Here is a 20,458-nt window from a genome sequence, read left to right as displayed (position 1 = left end):
TGAGATTTGTGCTGTTTGGCAGCTTCCCTCTACACAGCCTGCGGTATAGCCGCTAGGCCAGCCTCGCGAGCACGCGGTCAGCCGCAGCCAATGTGGCCGCGATATCCTGCTCCGTATGCGCCGCAGACACGTACCAGAGTCCGCTCGGCCGCACGAGCACGCCTTCCTGCAGCATCAGCTCCGCGAACGTGGCATAACGCGCCGAGTCCCGTTTGGAGAAGGCGTCGAAGTCGGTCACCTCCGCCAGCGGAACGAACATGAAATGAAACACGGGGCCGATGCCGTTCACGACGCCCTGTATCCCGTGCTGCTCCAGCAGCGTGCGGAGTCCGCCCGTCAGCGAGTCGGCGAGCCGCTCCATGCGCGCGAGCGCCTCCCCGTCATTCCGCTCGAGCTCGTCGATCGTCGCGAGTCCCGCCGCCATGGCGACGCCGCTGCCGTTCAACGTGCCGAGATGGCTGACGGTGCCGTCCTCGATCAGCTTCATGATATCCCGCTTGCCGCCGACGGCGCTGAGGGCGATGCCGCCGCCGAGCGCTTTGCCCATCGTCATCAGGTCCGGCGTGATGCCGAAGCGCTGCTGCGCGCCGCCCAAGGCGAGCCGGAACCCCGTGATGACTTCGTCGAAGATCAACACGACGCCGAGTTCCGCCGTCAGCTCGCGCAGCTTCTCGAGATACCCCGGCTTCGGCGCGATGCAGCCGGAATTGCACATGACCGGCTCCGTGATGACGGCGGCGATGTCCGCGTGGGAATCCCGCAGCAGGCTTTCGATCGCCTGCTCGTCGTTCCACGGGAGCAGGATAATATCCTCGAGACTGCTCTCGCTTTGTCCCGCTGTCCCTGGGAGGATCGTGTCTGCGGCTCCCCCAACGGCACCGGATACTCTCATGTCCGCGCTCGGGAACGACGTAAAAATGCCATCCGACCATCCGTGGTAATGGCCGTGAAACCGGACGATTCGGCGCTTGCCGGTATACGCGCGCGCGAGGCGCAGCGCCAGCATGACGGCTTCGGTGCCGGAGCCGCTGAACGCGACCTGGTCGGCGCAGGGGAGAATCTCCGTCAGCCGTTTCGCCAGCGCAAGCTCGCCTTCATGCTGCAAACCGAACGTGATGCCGTGCTGCATGGCCCGATGGATGCGCTCGATCAAGCCGGGATGCGCGTGGCCAAGCACGGATGGTCCGTACGCGAGCAAATAATCGATGTATTCATTGCCGTCCACGTCGCGGATGCGCGACCCCGAGGCACTCGCCGCATAGAGCGGCACCGGCTTCATCGCCGCGCGCAGCGAGCTCGCGACTCCGCCGGCCAAGCAGCTGCTCGCCTCCGCGAGCAGGCGTTGCGATTCGGAATAACTTGTCATCGTTTAACCTCCATTCGTTTGCTTCACCATTGTCTGCAATGATTGATCATACATATCGACATGGCCATAAATGGGCTGTCGGATCTTACGAATCGCACCGCGCAGATTACTTAACATCCACAATTCATCACATGAATTAAGGCCCTAAAATACGAACTAAGCCTGCCAATCGCCCTATCTCGGCTCCACCTGCGCTCAAGCACCGCCCTCGCCGGCCCCGCCTCAGTTCGAGCTCGAACCGCCTTCCAGCGCCGGCCGCGCGAGACGCGTGTATTGCCCGAGCACGCCTTTGTTCGCGATGACCGGCTTCGTCCACTCGGACCGGCGCTTCGCGAGAATCGCCTCGATCTCCGCAGCCGGCCGCTCCTCCCGCTCGGTGCCGACGATATCGATCGCGCGGCCCGGAATATCGATCCGCACGAGATCGCCGTCCCGCACGAACGCGATCGGTCCTCCGTCCAGCGCCTCCGGTCCGAGATAACCGACGCACGGCCCCCGGGTGGCGCCGGAGAAGCGGCCGTCCGTAACGAGCGACGTCGTGCGGGACAGCACGGGATCGGAGGCGATCAGCTCCGACATGAAGAACATCTCCGGCATCCCGATCGCCTTCGGTCCCTGGTAGCGGATGATGACGACGTCGCCCGGCTCGATCGCCTTGGCGAGCAGCGCGTCGACCGCGCCCCGCTCCGTGTCGAACACCTTGGCCGGACCCTGATGCACCTGCATCGCCGCATCCACGGCCGACTTCTTGATCGTCGCCCCGCTCGGCGCCAGGCTGCCCTTCAGCACCGCCAGCGAGCCTTCTTCCTTGAGCGGTTTCCGGATCGAGTAGATGACGTCGCGGCGGTTCAGCTTGTAGTTGGCGAGGAACATCTCGGCGAACCGGGGCATCTCGTTCTTCGCGTAATCCTCCAAGTTCTCGCCGACCGTCTTGCCGGAGACCGTGAGCGCGTCCAGATGGAGCATCTCCTTCAGCTCCAGCATGACCTGCGGCACGCCGCCGGCGTACCAGAACAGCTCCGTCGGATATTTGCCCGCCGTCTTCGTGTCGACGAGCACCGGCACGCGCCGGTGGATCTCGTCGAACGTCTCGGCGGTCAGCTCGATGCCCGCCTCCCGCGCGACGGCGATCAAGTGCATGACGGCATTCAGGGAGCCGCCGATCGCCGAGTGGATCATGATCGCGTTCTCGAACGCTTTCCGCGTCAGAATCCGCGATGGCGTGATCCCTTCCCGCACGAGACGCATGACCTGTTGGCCCGCCAGCCGCGCGGCGCGCTTGATCTCGGCGTTCGTCGCCGGGATGAGCGCCGACCAAGGCATGGCGAGGCCCAGCGCTTCGGCCATGACCTGCATCGTCGCCGCCGTGCCCATGTACTGGCAGGCGCCGCAGGTCGGGCAGCAGGCACGCTGGAAAGCCAGAAATTCTTCTTTCGTCATCTTGTTCTCGTCGACTTGCACGCTCATATGCCACAGCTCTTCGTTCGAACGCATGCACGGCCCGGCGCCCATTGCCCCGCCAGGCACATGGATCGCGGGAATATTAAGCCGCGCGATCGCCATGAGATGCGCCGGCACGGCCTTGTCGCCCGCGGAAGCGAGAACCATGGCATCGAAAGGCGTCGCCAACGCGTGAATTTCGACCATGTTCGTAATCATATCTCTCGACGGAAGCGAGTATCGCATGCCGTCATGCGCCTGCGCCACTCCGTCGCAAATGTCCGTTGTCGTATAGATGGCCGGCTTGCCTCCCATTTGGAAGACGCCCTTCTCCATCTCGCTCACCAATTCGCCCAAATGATAGGAGCTGGGGTGGCTGGCCCCGTCCGTGCTCTCCACGAGCACCTGTACCTTCTCCAGATCCTCCACGGTCCAATCCATGGACATGCGGAGCGCATCGCCCTCAAAGCTGATCTTGCGCACCTTCTGACTGCCGAGTTCCTGCATCGTTTCCATCTGTCTCTCCCTCTCCTCCTTGGTCTGGCTGTCGTTCTATGCCTTGCGGGCATGCGCCCGGCCGGCCCAGCGGGCCGGCCGGGCGTCATGGCCGCCTGGCCTAACTGCCGACTCGGATGTAATCCACGTCGACCGTTCCGGTGTTCGCGATCGGATCGAGGCGGATTTGCTTGATCGTGCCGCTCCAGCCGCTGACCGCGCCCATATTAATCGTATAGATCGTGTAATCGCTGTTCGCGACGAGCGTGAACTCGCCGTGTTTGCCTTCGCTCCAGTTCGGATCTCCCGCGGTCGTAAAATAGATCCGCGGTCCCGCCGTGTTGGCTGTGTTGTTCTTGACTTTGATCGTAATCGTCGGGTTGGCGCTCGCCGACAAGCCGAGATTATCCGGCCCGACCACGTACGGATCGTAGCCGCTGGAGGTCAGATGCAGCGAACCGCCGGACACGGAGCCCGTCAGCTCGTTAGCCAGGCTCCAGCCCTCGTAATTGCCGTCGCCGTTGAACTCCCACTGCGCCGCGTACGCGCCTCCGCCCGAGGGGGTAGCCGACGCCTGCGCCGAATTGCCGCTCGTGCCGGCGCTGTTCGAAGCCGTCACGGCGTAATAATAGGTCGTGCCGTTGCTCGCCGTCGTATCCGTGTAGCTCGTGGACGTCACGCCCGTCGCGACCGTCGTGCCGTAGGTGCCGCTCGACGTGCCGCGCTTGACCGTATAGCTCGTCGCGCCGCTCGCCGCGTTCCAGCTCAGCGCCACTTGGCCGTTGCCGCCCGTTGCGCTCAATCCCGTCGGCGCGCCGGGCGCCTCGGGTCCGCTGCTGCCGGCGCCGCCGATTTTGACGGAATCGACGTCGACGCTGTTCGAGCTGTCGAAGAAATCCATGCGGATCTGCTTAAGCGTCCCGGACCAGCCGGACACCGCGCTCATGTCGATGTCGTAATCGGCGTAACCGCTGTTCGCCGAGATCGGCGTCACCTTCGCCTTGCTCTCGGAGAAGCCCCCGTCGGCAGCGGTCGAGAAGTAAATCTGCAGGTTCGTGGAACCCGTATTGTTCTTCAGCCGCACGTACACATGCCCGTTGGCGGAAGCGTTGATGCCGAGATTATCGGGCGACAGGATGTAGGGATCGCCTCCGGTTAAATTAACGTGAAGCGCGCCGCCCGTAGCGGACCCGCTCACGTCGTTTGCCAGGTTCCAGCCCTCCAAGCTGCTTCCGTCGAAATTCCACTGCGCGGCATACGAGCCGCCGCCGCTGGACGCCGGCGTTGCCGAAGCTTGGCTGGAATTGCCGCTCGTACCGTATCCGTTCGCCGCCTGAACGACGTAGTAATACGTCGTGCCGTTGCTCACCGTCGTGTCCGCGTAGCTCGTGGACGTCACGCCCGAAGCGACCGTCGTGCCATAGCTGCCGGATGAGGTTCCGCGCTTGATCGTATAGCTCGAAGCGCCGCTTGATGCGCTCCAGCTCAGCGCGACCTGCCCGCTGCCCGCCGTCGCCGTCAGACTGCCCGGTGCCGCCGGCGGACTGCCCGTCGTCGAACCCGGAATAAGCGTGCCGGCGATCATCTGCGCGTACCAGCGGATCAGGAAGTCGTTGGGATGATTGACGTTATTGCCCGTCATGTCGGCGTATTTCTTATGATTCAGCAGCTCTTGGTGAACGCCGGTCATATTGACCGTAACGATGCCCGTGCCCGACAGCGATTGAAGCTCCGCCAGATACGCGCTCTGGTTGCCGGCGAAATACGTCTCCGGGTTCGCCAGCATCGGCGCAAGGAGAATGAACTCGGCATTCGGGTTCGACGCTTTGACGTCGTTGATCATCGACTGTATGTGGGACTTGTAAGACGCACCGGAGACATAGCCCGAACCGTCGTTCATGCCGAATCCGAGGATGACCAGATCGGGATTGCCGGTGCTGACCAAATTGTGAATGTTGCCCGCGCCCCAGCCGGAATCCGTGCCGCCGACGGACGGATTGACGTACGTGATGGCGGACGAATAACGGGCCGCCAGGCTGTCTGCGACAAGCTGACCGAAGCTCGGCAGATTCGGCGCGTAGTAGTTGCTCGCGTTGGCGCCGGCGGAGATGCTGTCGCCGAAGAGCGCGATCTTCACGGGATTGCCGTTCTGCAGCTTGCCGAGCGTGTTCGGCAGCTTGGAGGCGTCGTAGGTCGGCACCGGGCCGTTCCAGACGTTCGCGTTATGCGTGTACGTGACCGCCAACTGATGCTCGTGAAACCATATGCCTTCGTGAAAGATGACATAACCCCCGCCGACTTTGGGCTGCGTGTCGGCTCCGCCGACGGGGTACATGTCGCCGTTCGTCAGGTAGACCGCGCTGGTAGTGCTCGTCAGCTTGATCTTGTTGGTGCTGCTGTCGTAGGTCCAATCCGTGCCTTGCTGGTAGGTGACGCCGAGCGCGCTGTCGCGCACGGAGATGATCGACGTCGGCGTGAACAGCAGCTGCGCTTCCGGCAATCCGCCGTTCGTCGACACCATCGTCACCGATTCGTTGTACATCGTCGTCGACGACCAGAAAGGCGTCATGTTGTTCGTCAGATCGTAGGCCGAAGCCGGCCGATTCGCGTAAAACAACGTGAACAGCAGGGCGAATGCGAGCCCCGCCGCAAGCTTGCCCGGTACTTTAGAAACGGACATGTCCGGTATCTCCCCATTTCCCCTTAAATCGTTCCGGCCGGCAGCTCGCCGGCCGGAACGTGCTGGTTCAGGAACCCGAAACCCCGGCGGCACGATGCGTTCCGCGGCCGCGAGGGTTTACGGCGATTGCGCGAATCAAGGACCGACTTTGATGTAGTCCACGTCGATCGTGCCGCTGGCATTGGCGGGGTCGAAGCGGAGCTGCTTGATCGTCCCCGTCCAGTTGGCGTTGCCGGACATGTTGAGGTCATACACCGTGTAGTCGCTGTTCGCCGTAACGGGCAAATTCACGACCTTGCTCTCGCCGTAGCTCGTATCCGAGTTCGTGATGAAGTAGATCTGGATGCCCGTAGAGCTCGACGTGTTCTTCAGTCTCACGTACACGTGCCCGTTGCCGCTCGCCGCGATGCCCAGGTTATCGGACGAGAACATGTACGGATCCGTGCCGCTGGAGCTCAGGTGCAGCGAGCCGCCGGAAACGCTGGACGTCAGCTGATTGCCGAGCGACCATCCTTCCTGGTTGCCGTCGGTGTCGAAGTTCCATTCCTTGGCGTAGCTGCTTCCGGAAGAAGGCGTCGCGGATGCCGAGCCCGAATTGCCGCTCGTGCCGCCGCTGTTGGTGGCCGTTACGACGTAGTAGTACGTCGTGCCGTTGCTCACCGTCGTATCCGTGTAGTTCGTGGACGTCACGCCGCTCGCGACCGTCGTGCCGTACGTGCCGGAAGACGTGCCGCGCTTGACCGTGTAGCTGCTCGCCCCGGAGCTGGCCGTCCAGCTCAAGGCTACCTGCGCGTTGCCGCCCGAAGCCGTCAGTCCCGTCGGAGCGCTCGGGGCGCTGACCGTGGCGCCGCCCATCTTGATGTAGTCGAAATCCAGGCTGCCCGTGTTGGCGTACACGTCCAGGCGAAGCTGGTTGACCGTGCTGCCCGACCAGCCGGAAACCGTGCTCATGTCGATGTCGTAGACGTTGTAGCCGCTGTTCGGCGAGATGGAGATCGTCTTCTTATAGGTCTCGGAGAAGCCGCCGTCGCCGCTGCGTTTGAAGTACACGTCCAAGTACTGCGAATCCGTGCTGTTCTGCAAGCGCAGGTACACGTGGTTATTGGCCGCCGATACGTTCAGGCTGTCCGGCGAGATGATGTACGGATCGGTTCCCGTCAGGTTGACGTGCAGCGAGCCGCTGCCCACGGAACCGTTGACGTCGTGCGCCAAGCTCCAGCTCTCCAAATTGCCCGACGTGTCGAAGTTCCATTCCTTCGCGTACGAACCGCCGCCGCCCGACGAAGGCGTCGCCGACGCTTCGCCCGAATTGCCGCTCGTGCCGCTGCTGTTCGTCGCCGTCACGGCGTAGTAGTACGTCGTGCCGTTGCTCACCGTCGTATCCGTGTAGCTCGTGGACGTGACGCCGCTGGCCACCGTCGTGCCGTAGCTGCCGGAAGACGTGCCGCGCTTGACCGTGTAGCTCGTCGCGCCGCCGCTTGCGCTCCAGCTCAAGCTGACTTGACCGTTGCCGCCCGAAGCCGAGAGGCCCGTCGGTGCGCTTGGCGCCGTTCCGCCCGAGGTAAACGACGTGTAACCCACCGCCGGCGACCAGCTGACCGTGTCCGCCGTGTTATTGCCGCTGCCGTCCACTTCGAAGCGAATGACATCGCCCGCATTGACGGAAATGCTGTCCAGCACTTGCTCGACGCCGACCTTATCGTTGTAGCCGATCGATTGGTCGCCGCCGGACGGCCAGATGCGCGTGCCGTTCTTCGTGATGCGCGCCGTGACGCCGTCGCCGCCGGAGTAATCCGACTTCAGGATGCGTCCGCGAATGCTGATTTGGCCCGTGGAAGGCGCGGTCCATGCGCGGGCGATTTTGCCGCTCGTGCCCGGCGCCTGCTCGAACTGCTTGACGCTCGGCACCGACGTCGAGGAATTCGTTTGCCATGCTTTGGCACTCGAATCGTAGTAGGACAGGTTGGACCAGGACGAACCGTTGTACGATTGATAAGACCAGTTGTTGCTGCCCTGCGTGCCGCTGAATTGGAAGCCGGAATGATAAATGTTCGACGCCGAGATCGATTTGTTGTTCGTTTGGTTCATGCTGCCGGCGTTCGCGCCGTTCTCGATCGTCATGAACGTCGAGTCGCCGTACAGGTTATCCCCGATGCGTCCGTTCGGCGTCAGGCCGCCGCCCGCGATGCGGATGGACGCGCCGTTGTTCACCATGACGTTGCTGTCGATATGCAGGTTGTCGAGGTGGTTCGTGATGCCGGCGATGTTGGAGTTGAACGCCAGGATCGACGGACCCGCGCCCGCATGGTTGCCGAAATAGTTGTTATTGACGTTAATGTTCACGGAGCTGTGCTCGTAATCGATCGCCACTTGGTCCGGCGAGCCCGTATTCGGCACGTTCGTGAAGACGTTGTTGAAGAAGTTGCCGTCCTTGACGAAGAGCAGGATGAAGCTCGCCGTCCCCGACGCCGAATAGCATTTGCCGCCTTCGTCGAAGGTGGAGTTCATGATCGTGAACCCGTAGACGCCCTTGATCGCCATGGAATCGTCGCAGCCCGTCGTGCCGCCGCCCTGATCGTTATCCCGAATGTCGAGATGGTTCATGACGACGTTCGTGGCGGCGTCGTGGCGCTGAATATCGCTCGTGACGTAGGAGTAGCCGCCGCCGAACCAGTCGATGCGGATCGTATCCAGGTTGTTGTCGCCCGAAATGTAATCGAACAGCATGTTGTTGATGACCGGCTGGTTCCAGTACGGGGACTCCGTAAAGCCGTCCTTGAGCGTGATTTCGATGCCCGCGGAATTCCAGATGTAATCGCCGCTGCTCGTATTGGCGCCGCTGCCGGAGCCTTGATGAATGCCTTTGATGTGGTGGAGATAAATATTGCGGAACTCCAGCCCTTGGTGGCCCGAATTCGTGAAGCCGACGAGGATGCCGGTACCGGCGTTGCTGATCTCGAGGTCTTGAATGCGCCAGTAGTCGGGATTCGTGAGCCGGATCGCGCGATCGGACTCGTTGGAATTGCGGCTGATGATCGGCCGCGCGCCGGAGCCGTACGCTCCGATCGTGATCCAGTTGCCGGACGAGCCGGTGCCGTTCACGACCATCTGCTGATTGTACGACGAACCGCGCGCCAGCAGGATTTGGTCGCCGCTGCTGAACGTGCCGATATTGTTAATCGGGGTAAACGAGCAGAATGGCTGCGAGGTCGAGGTGCCCGATCCGGAGTCGCTGCAATTCGAGCCGGATTGGTTATTAACGTAGTACGTCGTGTTCGAGGCTTCCGCCGGAGCGGAGAAATAGATGCACAGCAGCAGGAACATGGCACTGCCCAGCGCCGCGGACACCAATCTTCTGACGTTCGGTCTAAACAAGGATACGGTCATCTTCGCAAATCCCTCCATCGCCTGGCTGGATGTCGTTGATCCTTTGGCCTGTCGGCCGTTAGGACCCCGCCATCGCCGGCATGTTCTTCTAATGCGAGAATCCTTCCGAGGGCATTGATAAACGTGATCGCGTCTTGCTATGAAAGGCTTCAATTCCCCCCAAACTGGTGTGAAATGCATGCATTAACGGGTCGACGAACGCACTTGCGGATTCTAGCTGGGCGGTTCTCCTACATGAATCACCCCCTTGGCATCATGATGCCTTTGCTTATTCGAAGACCGTAATCGGCTTCTTCAGCGGCTCCATCGGCGGTACGTTGGCCCAATAGTTCGGCCGCTCGTTACTCGTCGGCTTCGCCCACTTGACCGCATTCGAGATGACGCGCTGCACGTTCTTGTCATGATAGGTCGGATACATCTCATGTCCGGGACGGAAATAAAATATCTTGCCCCTGCCGCGCTTGAACGTGCATCCGCTGCGGAATACCTCGCCGCCTTCGAACCAGCTGATGAACACGAGCTCATCCGGCGCGGGAATGTCGAAGTGCTCGCCGTACATCTCTTCCTCTTCCAGCTCGAAATAACGGCCGATGCCCTCTGCGATCGGATGCGTCGGATCGACGACCCATAGGCGCTCCTTCTCGTTGGCCTCCCGCCACGTGAGCCCGCAGCCCGTGCCCATCAGATTGCGGAAGGGCTTGGCGAGATGCGCCGAATGCAGGGCGATGAAGCCCATGCCGTCCAACACCCTGCGCTGCACGCGTTGGGAAACCTCGTCGGGGACGTCCTCGTTGCGGGAATGGCTCCACCAGATAAGCACGTCGGTATTGTTCAGGTTCTCTTCGGAGAGTCCGTGCTCCGGGTCCTCGAAGATCGAGACGCTTACTTCGATCTCGTCGCTTCGCAGCGCGTCGGCGATGCAATTGTGCATCCCCGTCGGATAATTGCGCTGACAAATATGGTTCAGTCGGTCGTGAAAATTCTCGCCCCAGACTCTGGTTCTGATCATTGGTGGTCGCTCTCCTTCGCATGGCGGTTATGGAGGGAATGGCCTGCGGCCGGCGCGGTCTGCGCTCGCTGTTGTAGTTGGGAATTCATGAATTGGATAAACATTTAACGGTAGAATTCCCACTACAAAGGCGAGCTCCGGCTCACGCCGGCCTTCGGCCACCTCGCATCGCGCCATTCTCGTGTCGCTCATTTTGGGGCACGGGCTTAGGGTTCAGTTTCACTTGACCCTTGCGCCTTGCTTCAACCCCCTTTAAAACTTAACTACTGCCGGCCCTCCGCTAGCCGCGGATGACGTGTTCCATGTCCGTGTACCAGCGGAATCCGAGCGACGGCGTGCGCATCATGTAGCTGAAGTCGAAGCGTTCGCCCTTGCGGACCAGCTTGACGACGACGCGGTTGACGCCTTCCTTGTAGGTGACGTCCAGCCGGAAATTGTTGTACGGCATATACATGTCGGACTCGCGGCCCTCCATGAGCATTTCCCCGTTCAGCCATATCCGGTACGCGTCGTCGTTGCCGATGAACATCTCCGATTCCTCTTTGCGGAACGGCATATGGAATTCGTGCACGAGGTAGAAGCAGCACGGGCCGTAATAGCCGACATGCTCCCGAAGGTCGATCCGGTCCTCGTGCAGATTAACGTAGACGCCTTCGGCGGCGTCCAGGCCGGCGTCGGTCTCGTCGATGTAGGCGCGGTCGATATTGACGAAGGAGTTGAACATCGCCTTAGGATCCGGAATGCCGTTCATCTTCTGCGACTTCTCGCCGTATGGATCGGCATCGAATCGCATCGTGTCGTAATCGTCCCAGAAGGGACCGATCAGCTTGACGCGGGCGGCGCCCGACAGCCCGAACCGATGATCGTGCGATAATCCGTCCTCCTCCAAGAAGGACACGCCGATCAGGTTCTTCTGCGGGAGCGCGGCAGCCGTCTGCTTCACGGCAAAGGTTACCCGCACCTGCGCGATTTGGAATGGCGCGAGCGCCAGCCCGGCAGAGACGTCTGCCGCCGCATTCCCTGGCGCATTCCCTGGCGCATGCCCTTCGTCAGCCGCATTCGCAGCCGCTGCAGGCGATCCGGCCCCGGCAGCTTCCTCGGCTGCGGTCGCCTCGTCTGCCCCCGCCTTCGGCTCGGCGCCGTCATTCGTCTCCGCCCGGGAAGCCGCGACTTCATCGGCATCGGTCGCGCCCGCGCTTTGCGGTTCGACCGCCTCGATCCGAGCTTCCATATGCGCCGGCAAGGCGAACGTCAGCTTGCCGATCCGCGCGACTGCCGTCTCATTGGACACCGTCAGCGTCACCGTCTTCGGCTCTTCGAAGCCAATGCTCGGCAGGCCGTCGTAGTCGACCTCGAACGCGACTGAAGCCGGCTTCTCCGGAAGCGGCAGCGTGGGCCGCGCGCCCTCCGGAAGCTTGATGAAGTCGACGTCGATGACGCCGTCCCGGGCGAGCGACAATCCGGCCGCGCATGTATCCTTCGCGAGGTCGAGAATCTCGTACGAATACCGCTTGATGTCCACCGTGCCGATCACGAACTGCTTGCCGACCTTCTCCAGCCACCATTCGGGTATCGACGAGACTCCGCCGATGACGCCCATGATGGCGCCTGCGGTCGCGGCGGTACAATCCGTGTCGTAGCCGCAGTTGACGGCCAGCATCATCGTTTTGCCGAAATCTCCCCCGCCGTACAGCAAGGCCATGACCGTCAGGCTAATATTCGATACCGCGTCGGCGGCATCGGACGAACCGAACCGGCGAAGCATCGCCATGCGGGCGTCTTCCCACGGTTTGCCGTCGTCGTACATGCCGATGACGAACCTCAGGCAGCGGCTCAGCTTCGACGATTCCGGCACGTAACGCGCCAACGCCGTGTCGATGAGCGTCCGCAGATCCTTCTCCACGAAGCTCATCGCTTCGATGGCCGCATAGAACTGCTCGCCGTAGATGCTCTCGCTGACATGGTCGATGATGCCGTCCATATAAGCGTAGCGAGCCGCCGCGTCCGGATTGCCGGGACAGATGAAGCCCCAGATCTCCGAGCGGATGGGGCAGCCCATCGAATGGATCCACAATCTGTTGTTGAAGCTGCCCGAGAGCGGCGGTCCAATGCCGAGCTCGACGTTGCGCACCGCGATCGCGTACTCGTTGGACATCAGGAGGTTATACTTCGCGAACACTTCCGCCACATCGGCAGGCGAGAAGCGCGAACCTTTCTTCTCGAGCAGCTCCTGGAGCCACAGCACCTGCAGATCCAAATCGTCGTTGGCCGGAATTTCCGGCGGGAAGGCCGATTCTGGGGTATAGTGCAGGATGCCTTTGTTATTCTCCTGCATGAAGCCGATCGCGCCGCCGATGCATTTGCCAATCCAGCCCCCGTGCACCTGATCCAAATAATCCTCGTATTTCAGTTGAAGCACCACTGCTCACGCTCCCTCCCGGCGGCGGTCTTAGTGCGCCCGGCCGTTGAAAGATCCGGTCCGCGAACCGCTGCCGCAGCTTCTATTCCACGATGCCCGAACGTTCGATGCCCTGCACGAAATACCGCTGCGCGAACATGTAAAGGAACAGCATCGGTCCGATGATCAGAATCGCCCCCGCCATCTTGAGCGGCTCGTTCATGTCGAAGATAAGGTGCACGTTCTGCCCTGTCGCGAGCGACTTGTGCAGGTTCAGTGCTTCCTGCATTCGATCGAGCCGCAAGGCTAGCGGCACGAAGTCGTTCGCTTGCGAGGCCTGCAAATAAACCGACGGCTCGAAATAATCGTTCCAGTGCCAGACGATCGAGAATAGGAATACGATCAGGATCGCCGGACGCGCGAGCGGCAGCATGACCTTGACGAACGTGCGGAACGGACCTGCGCCGTCGATCTTGGCCGATTCCTCCAGCTCCTTCGGCAGCGTCGCGAAGAATTGGCGGTAGATGATGATGAACAGCGACGCCTTCAGACCGGCCGCGAAGATCGCGGGAATGATGAAGGGCAGCGCCGTTTTCGTCCAATTCAGCTTGGCGTACGTGACGTACAGCGGAATGACGAGCACCTGCGGGGGAATGAGGAACGTCAGCAGGACGATGAAGAACAGCACGTTCTTGAACGGAATGCGCAGCCGCGCGAACGCGTAGCCGGTCAAGCCGCAAGAAAGCACCTGCAAAATAGCCGCCGACAGCGACATATACGTCGTCTGCCACAGCGCCTTCAAATAATCGAGCCCGATCCATGCATCGTCATACCCCTGCAGGTCGAACTGCCGCGGAATATAGGTCACCGATTGATCGAGCAGGTCGCTCATCGACTTGAACGACGTGGCCAGCATGTAGAGCACCGGCTGAATATACATGACCGCGATCGACAGCAGCACGATGTACAAGGCGATTTTGAACAGGACCCCGTCGTTGATGTTCTGCCCCAGCAGAATCCGCTTCGCCCTAGCGGCCGTCCCTCCGTTCCAGCGGAGTCCGGCCAGTCCGGACCGCCAGCCGCTCTTTTCCACCGGAGGCGCATCGCCGCTCCTCACCTCAGCGTTCCATAAATCGTTGCTGCCTGAAGCCATGCGCCTCACCTCTTCTCCCGAGTTTGTCTGCGCGACCAGATCACCAAGACGGCGATCGGGATGAGCAGGATGATGAAGTAGATCCAGCCCAGCGCGCTGGCATAGCCGTAACCGGTATCCACGTCTTCCATATTCAGCGTGATGAGCTTCAGCACGGGGTTGAACGGATACGTAGCCAGGTCGACGACGGTATAAATCAGGTTCAATACGATAAAAGGCACGATTGCCGGGAACGTGATTTTCCAAAACGATTCCCATGGCGTAGCCCCGTCGATCTGAGCCGCCTCGTACGTCGATTTCGCGATCGTCTGGAAGGCCGCCAAGAAGATGAGGATCTGGATGCCCGAGTACCACAGCACGATGACGAATTGATCCAATATGCCCGTGATGGCCTTCGCGACCGAAGGCGAGAAGGTCGAATAGAGCAAATCGGTTACGTTGTACTGCTGAAGAAACGGTATCGTACCCTGGCCCTGGGCATTCAACTCCTGGATGACCTCGCCCGTAGCGAAAATAACCGGCAGGAAGAAGATCGTCCGAAACACCATCCGGCCTGGAAAACGCTGGTTCAGCATCAGTGCCACGAGAAGCGCGAAGATGACCGACACGGGCACCGTCAGCACCGACCGGTAGACGAACTGCAGCATCTCGACCGGAAATTCGTTATCCAAGATGAACGCATCTCGGAAGTTGCTCCAGCCGACATAGGTATACGACAGACCGGAGCCGTCCGGTTTCACGCCGATCTTCTGGAAGCTGACATAGATCGAGTAGATCAACGGGTAAGCCAGGAAGAAGGCCACGCCGCACAGCCAGGGCAGCAGGAAGAGAAGGCCGCGCAGCGATTCCGCCGCATTCAGCCTGCGCCTGCGGCTGCGGTGCTCCCGCTCGGTCAGCGACTGCCTAGGCGCGGCGGCATCCACCGCCGTTCCTGACAATCCCGCTGCCGGCACGGGACCTGCAGCCATCGCCGCGCCTGAACCTGTCATGCCCGCACTAGCCGTACCTGCACCCGGCGCGCCTGTGCCAAACGCTGTGCCGATATCGCTCCGTTCGTTCATTGCGCGCCTCCCTTCTCCACGACGGCGTAGGACATGGCTTTCACCGAATGCCCTTCTGCCGTGTAGTCCGCGTCGTTGTAATTCACCCATATGCGGCGGCCGCCCGCATAGGTCGTCTCGTACACGCCGTCAGCCAGCTTGCGGTGATTATCGATGAAGCTTCCCCAGACGCCGCTCGACGTTTCTTCGAACGCGCGGTACGTCTCGGCGATGCGCGGCTCCCAAACGCTGAACTGCGAGCTGTACAGCCAAGAGAAGCTCGTGCGCGCAAGCGTGCCGGGATTCTTCTCCGTCACCAGGTAAGTCGGCAGCGCGCCGTATTCGATTTCCCGAAGGAAGTCGACCTGCGGATCGGGATGCAGATTGCCTTCCGTCCCGGAATAGGTCGCCAAGCCATGCACGGCGATCGGATAGAACGGCACCTGCTCGTCGACGACGATGTCGTAGTTGTAATCCATCGGAAAATGCGCCAAGTGGCCCGCGATGCCGAGACCGTACGCATAAGCGCCGTTCGTGCCGCCCTGCAGTTCTTGCGCGCCGGAAGCCGTGACCGCCAGAGATGCCTCCTTCAGCTTCGCCATCGCCTCCCGCTCGAGCTTGATCGCGGATTCGCGATCGACGTACTGGGCCGCGTTGAAGTCGCCGTAGACCAAGCCGCCCAGACCCAGCAGATTAACGCCGCTCACCCCGAGCTTCTTATAGCCCTTGATCGCTGCCGGAATCGTATCGTTTAGCATCCGCTGCGGATTAAGCAGGTAATAAGAGGATGCCTCTCCGCTCTGATTGAACAGCTTCGGATTAATGGAGATGCCGGATATGCCTCTCGCCGCCTCCTTGCCGACCGAGAAGCCGTTGCCGAATTTCTCCATCGCGACCTGGAGCGCGTCGTTCAGATAGAGCGGCACCCCGAGGCTCTTCAGCTTCGCGGCCAGGCTCTTCATGCCGGCATCTCCTCCGACCGCCGATGCCACCGGGAAGCGATCGGGCAGATCGCCCGGATACCCGCCGTTCTGCCAGCCCTCGAGCCCGACCTGCATGGCGTCTATCCCGTCCTTCTTGAGCTTCTCCGCCATACGCCCCGCTTCCGCCAGCGTCGTGGCGGCAACGAACCTGCTGCCGTTGGCGTTCATCTCCTTCGTGCCAAGCAGCACGTTCAGCTGCAAAGGAGGCGGTCCGGAAGGATCTCCAAGCGGTGCGGCGTGGGCGTGCCCGATTAAGTATTCGCGATACGCCTTCGCCATCGCGACATAGTCGGAGGCTCCCTGCCCGAGCGGCACGTACCGGCTGGTGAACGACTGGGAGATCAGCTGCTCCTCGAATTGAAAATTCGACTTCGTCGTGCTGATCTTCTCCTCGTAGAACCTGCGAAGGATCATGCGCGCATTCGCCTGATTGAAGCCGGTGCCGATGCCTGCCGGCGACGCCACGATATTCGTCTTCCCCACTCCTTCTTCCACGATGCCGATATAACCGCCGTTTCCCCGGTTGATGCCGAAGACCGGGTAGGCAATGCCGGTGCGGCTGCCCATATCGCCGTTCAGCAGATCGCCCGACGGAGCGGATGGATCCTGATCGTAGATCGGGAAATTATACGGCTGCACGTTATCGAGCACCGTTTTGCCAAAGCGGATCAAAGCGCCGGGGCCGTCGGGAACGAGCAGATAGCCATCTTTCGCATCGTTACGGGCGGCGCCGAAATACGGCAGTACGTCCAGGCTCGTCAGCTCGTTCTTCTTGTTCTCGGCGATGCCGAGCTCCGGAATATGCGCCACGAGTTGGCCTTGATTCAGCCTGTATTCGATATAGACGGTGAAGCCGAGGTCCGCCATCTCGTACTGGAAGCCGATCCCGTCATCGATCGTACGCCATTTGACCTTGGCCTTGGCCGCCGTCACGTTGGAGGACGTATCGGCCGTCCGTCCCTCGGGTTGGTAGCGGAACAGCAAGGGCGACTCCAGGTTCGAACGGTTCTGCCCTTTGCTCGTTTCCTCCGCCAGCTCCTCGGGCGTCGGATTGCTCGTCAGGATGATGCCGCCGCTCTCAAGTGCCACTTTGCCGGTAGGCGGGTCCACCCATAAGGACGCGTCGCCGTCCTGCGCGGCCTGAACCCATGTCATGCCGCCATAGCTCATCGTCGCGCCGGAGGGACTGCCGCTTTGGAATTCGAGTCCTGCCAGATACGCAGCCGCTTTATCCGGCGTATAACTGGTCGGGAACGATCGGCTCTGCTCTGCGGACGTCAGGACGAAGACGATGATGCCGGCAATGACGATTAGGACAGCCATCGCCGGCACCTTGCTGCGCAGCCAGCGCACGAACGCCTTGCCGATTGACTTAAACACGGTTCAACAGCTCCCTTCCGAGTCCGGTGAAGAAGTCGGCCGTCATGTACATCAATCCGACGAGGACGAAGCCGAATACCCATAAGCAGCCGAAGGTGAGAAGGGATACCGCGATCATCTTGAGCGACTCCTTCATGTTGTAGTTGTGAACGGTCTGCGTCCCCAAGAACATGAGCGCCACCACCCAGATTCGAATGACCAGATGCAGGAAGTTATAAATTACGCCTTCGTCGAGCGTCAGCAGGTTAGAGAACGCCGCAAGCGGCAGCGTGAAGAGAATCGCGGGCACCATGGCGTAGGCATTCACGATGAATACCTTCGCGAACGTGCCTTCGCCCTTCATGATGGACCCGATAAGATAGTTCGCCAGCACCCACGTGAACCAGGGAAGCAGATAATAGAGCGCTTCGTTCTTGAGATTCAAGTCGACAAACTCGCCGCTGCTGAACAAATAGCTGATGATGGCCTTGCCGAAGATGCTGACGAGAAGGCCGGCCGCCATGAGAATAAAGGCATACCAGAACCGTACTTGTTCCTTCTCCACGATATCGTTCATCGTGCCGACGGGGTGCTTCAGCAGGCTGAACGTCCGCTGCACCGAGATGAGCCAGCGGTTGTTCGTCTTCGAGCGGATGAGTCCCGTGAACGGATCGATGCCGCTTTCCGGAACCGCCCGCTTCGGAGCGTCGTCCCCTCCCGCGCCGAAGCGCATGCGGCCGAGGTCTTCGTCGCCGGAAGCCAGTATCTGCTGCAAAGCGGCTTTCTTCTTCTTGCGAAACCGTTTCGCGATGCTTAGGGCGGAGGCTGCGGCCAGCAGCGCGACCACCCCGAGCATGATCCAGCCGAAGTACTTGAACAGCCATTTCATCCGGATTTCCCAGAATGCATCGGAATAGCCCTGTTTATTGGACGCGATTTTGAAATGCTCGGCGGCCTCGTCGAAGCGCCCCTCCTGCAGGTCGCGCTTGGCAATCCCGAGATACGCCCGGTCGAACAGCGCGTCGATCTTCAGAATCTCGCTCCAGGTACCTTCGCTTTCCTCGTAACGGCCGTCGTTGTAAGCCGTAATCGCGTCGTGCATGAGGTCGCCGAAGTGGCTTCGCTTGAAGGTTTGGATCATGTTCTGTTCGGAATCGGCGACGAGGATCGTCCCGTCCTGCAGCGTGGCGATGCTCGTCGGCGACTTGAACAGGCCGAGCCGCTGCGAGCCGACGCCGTCCAGCCCGATGCGGAAGATCAGCTTGCCGTTGGTATCGTATTGATAGATTTGCCCGTTCTGCCGCTGGAGCAGCGTCATGATGCCGTCGTCGTCGACCGATACGTCGGCGAAGGCGAACTGTTCGACCTCCTGCGGCGCTATCCACCACGCGAAGTTCTTGCCCCCGAGCAGATCGTCTCCGGCAAAATTCAGCCGCTTCAACTGGCCGTTCGATAAACGGGCATTGACCGTATAGAGAAAGCCGTTGCGGTCGACGGTGACGTTGCCGATCGTGCCCGGCAAATCCTGCTGCTCCTTCTTCAGCTGCTCCTCGGTGAAATATTTGCGCTTCAGCGCCGTCAGCCAATCCGTCTTCACCTTGTTCGCGCCGAAGAAGCCCATGAATTCGCCTTCCGGCGAAAGCTGCAGCAGTCCCTGGTACCCGCCTTTGTTGACGAGATACATGAAGCCCCTCTTATCGATGACGACCTTCGACGGCACGTACGTGTACGTCTTCGGCAGCAGGTCGGTGGCCGGCGATTTGATCTCGCGCTCGAACGTTCCGGCCTTATCGAACACCGCGATGCGGCGGTTCTTCGTATCCGCGACGTAGACCGTCCCGTCTTTGTCGACGAATACGCCTTCGGGTCCGCGCAGCGTATCTTTGCCGTCCTTCGCTTGCTTCGCGTCCTTGCCCTCCGCCGCCGAGGCCGGAATCGTTCGGACGAACTCGCCTTTCCCGTTCAGCTGGACGATTCGGTCGTTGCCCGTGTCCGCGACATAGATGCCGCCGTCCTGTGCGATGAACAGATCCTCCGGATCGCTGAAACCCCGCCATACCGGCCCCGGCACGAACGCGTTCGGCGCTTTGATGAAATCCCCGTCGGCATTGATCGAAAGCGTGGGATACGGCACGACGGCGTGTGCCTGTCGCGGGTTCGCGGCGAACTGCGCGAGCAGGGCCAGGAACGTCAGGCAGAGCAGCCTGATGGTAACGGTGCGGATTCGCATTCGCATATGAGCTGCCTCCTTCTACTTGATTCCCGAATTTGCCATGGTCTGCAGCACCTTCCGCTGGAAGGACAGAAACACGATCACGAACGGCAGGAAGACGACCAGCGCGCTGGCGGCCTGAATGCCCTGCCCCGCGACGCCGTTCACGGAGCCGACCGACGAGGACGTCGTGCCCGATCCGTTCGTCAGCGAGCCGACGAAGAAATTAAGCAGCCGCTGCGACTCGACGCTCGTGAAGAGCAGCGAGGATTCCGTCTCCGGCCAGATCTGCTGGAAAGCGAGAATGCCGATCGTCGACACGGCGGGCATGCACATCGGCAGCACGATGCGCAGGAAGATCGTCCGTTCTTTGGCGCCGTCGATCTTGGCCGCGTCGATAAGCGCCTCCGGCACTTGGTCGATGAACTGCTTCATCAGGAAGACGCAGACCGGCATGGCCAGGAACGGAAGGATATGAATCCAATACGTGTTCATGATGCCGAGATTCGCGATGACCACGTAGCGCGTGATCCACACCTGGTCCGGCGAGAACATGAGCGACACGATGATGATCGAGAACATCGCGGCGCTCCCGGGAAACTTCTTCTTCGAGAAACCGAACGCCGCCATCGCGCTGACCATGACGACGCCCGTCACGGTAATGGCGGACATGAGCACGCTGTTCGTGAAGTAACGCGTGAACGGGATGACCGATTCGCTCATGAGCAGCGAACGAAAGTTCGACAGCGTCGGATGATGCACGAAGAAATTCGGCGGGAACAGGAACAGCTCCGTTACCGGCTTGAACGCTTGGTTCAGCGTGAAGATCAGCGGCAGCAGCATAATGACGGCCAGCAGCGTCAGGAAGGCCAAGTTTATCAGCATGAAAGGGCTGAGCCGTTTCAGCTTCATGCGCCTGCGGAACGGATTGGCCAT

General features: G+C 60.9%; 11 protein-coding genes. All 11 read right to left on the bottom strand.

Translation table 11 applies throughout. From position 1 onward, the window contains the following. Positions 1-52: 52 nt before the first annotated feature. On the bottom strand, positions 53-1,366 hold the full coding sequence (locus GT003_RS24050; RefSeq protein WP_161702702.1) for an aspartate aminotransferase family protein: 1,314 nt from the start codon (positions 1,364-1,366) through the stop codon (positions 53-55). A 222-nt stretch (positions 1,367-1,588) separates the two neighbouring features. Then, a complete protein-coding gene (gene ilvD, locus GT003_RS24045; RefSeq protein WP_204798964.1) occupies positions 1,589-3,322 on the bottom strand; it encodes a dihydroxy-acid dehydratase in 1,734 nt (577 codons plus the stop codon). Positions 3,323-3,422: 100 nt separating this feature from the next. Continuing rightward, positions 3,423-5,981 (bottom strand): GDSL-type esterase/lipase family protein, encoded by a 2,559-nt coding sequence (locus GT003_RS24040; protein WP_161702700.1) that lies wholly within the window; start codon positions 5,979-5,981, stop codon positions 3,423-3,425. 135 nt (positions 5,982-6,116) lie between these two features. After that, positions 6,117-9,368 (bottom strand): fibronectin type III domain-containing protein, encoded by a 3,252-nt coding sequence (locus tag GT003_RS24035; protein WP_161702698.1) that lies wholly within the window; start codon positions 9,366-9,368, stop codon positions 6,117-6,119. A gap of 268 nt (positions 9,369-9,636) precedes the next feature. Then, positions 9,637-10,377, bottom strand: coding sequence for a ThuA domain-containing protein (locus GT003_RS24030; RefSeq protein ID WP_161702696.1), 741 nt, complete (start codon positions 10,375-10,377; stop codon positions 9,637-9,639). A 280-nt stretch (positions 10,378-10,657) separates the two neighbouring features. Further along, positions 10,658-12,799 (bottom strand): ADP-ribosylglycohydrolase family protein, encoded by a 2,142-nt coding sequence (locus GT003_RS24025; RefSeq protein ID WP_161702694.1) that lies wholly within the window; start codon positions 12,797-12,799, stop codon positions 10,658-10,660. 79 nt (positions 12,800-12,878) lie between these two features. Then, positions 12,879-13,928: a carbohydrate ABC transporter permease gene (locus GT003_RS24020; protein ID WP_161702692.1), complete on the bottom strand. Its 1,050-nt coding sequence runs from the start codon at positions 13,926-13,928 to the stop codon at positions 12,879-12,881. 5 nt (positions 13,929-13,933) lie between these two features. Next, positions 13,934-14,989 carry a carbohydrate ABC transporter permease gene (locus GT003_RS24015; RefSeq protein ID WP_239566088.1) on the bottom strand — a complete coding sequence of 352 codons (1,056 nt, stop codon included), beginning with the start codon at positions 14,987-14,989 and terminating at the stop codon, positions 13,934-13,936. Beyond that, positions 14,986-17,331 carry a DUF5696 domain-containing protein gene (locus GT003_RS24010; protein WP_161702690.1) on the bottom strand — a complete coding sequence of 782 codons (2,346 nt, stop codon included), beginning with the start codon at positions 17,329-17,331 and terminating at the stop codon, positions 14,986-14,988. Before GT003_RS24010 ends, GT003_RS24015 begins: the two co-directional genes overlap by 4 nt. Continuing rightward, complete coding sequence (locus GT003_RS24005) at positions 17,324-19,546, bottom strand: YIP1 family protein (RefSeq protein ID WP_161702688.1); 2,223 nt, start codon at positions 19,544-19,546, stop codon at positions 17,324-17,326. Before GT003_RS24005 ends, GT003_RS24010 begins: the two co-directional genes overlap by 8 nt. Positions 19,547-19,561: 15 nt before the next feature. After that, positions 19,562-20,458 (bottom strand): carbohydrate ABC transporter permease, encoded by an 897-nt coding sequence (locus tag GT003_RS24000; RefSeq protein WP_239566087.1) that lies wholly within the window; start codon positions 20,456-20,458, stop codon positions 19,562-19,564.

The organism is Paenibacillus sacheonensis (assembly GCF_009909195.1).
In the GTDB taxonomy this organism is placed as follows: Bacteria; Bacillota; Bacilli; order Paenibacillales; family Paenibacillaceae; genus Paenibacillus_Z; species Paenibacillus_Z sacheonensis.
Note: the sequence above shows the minus strand (reverse complement) of the source record. Positions and strands in the feature narration are given on the sequence as shown.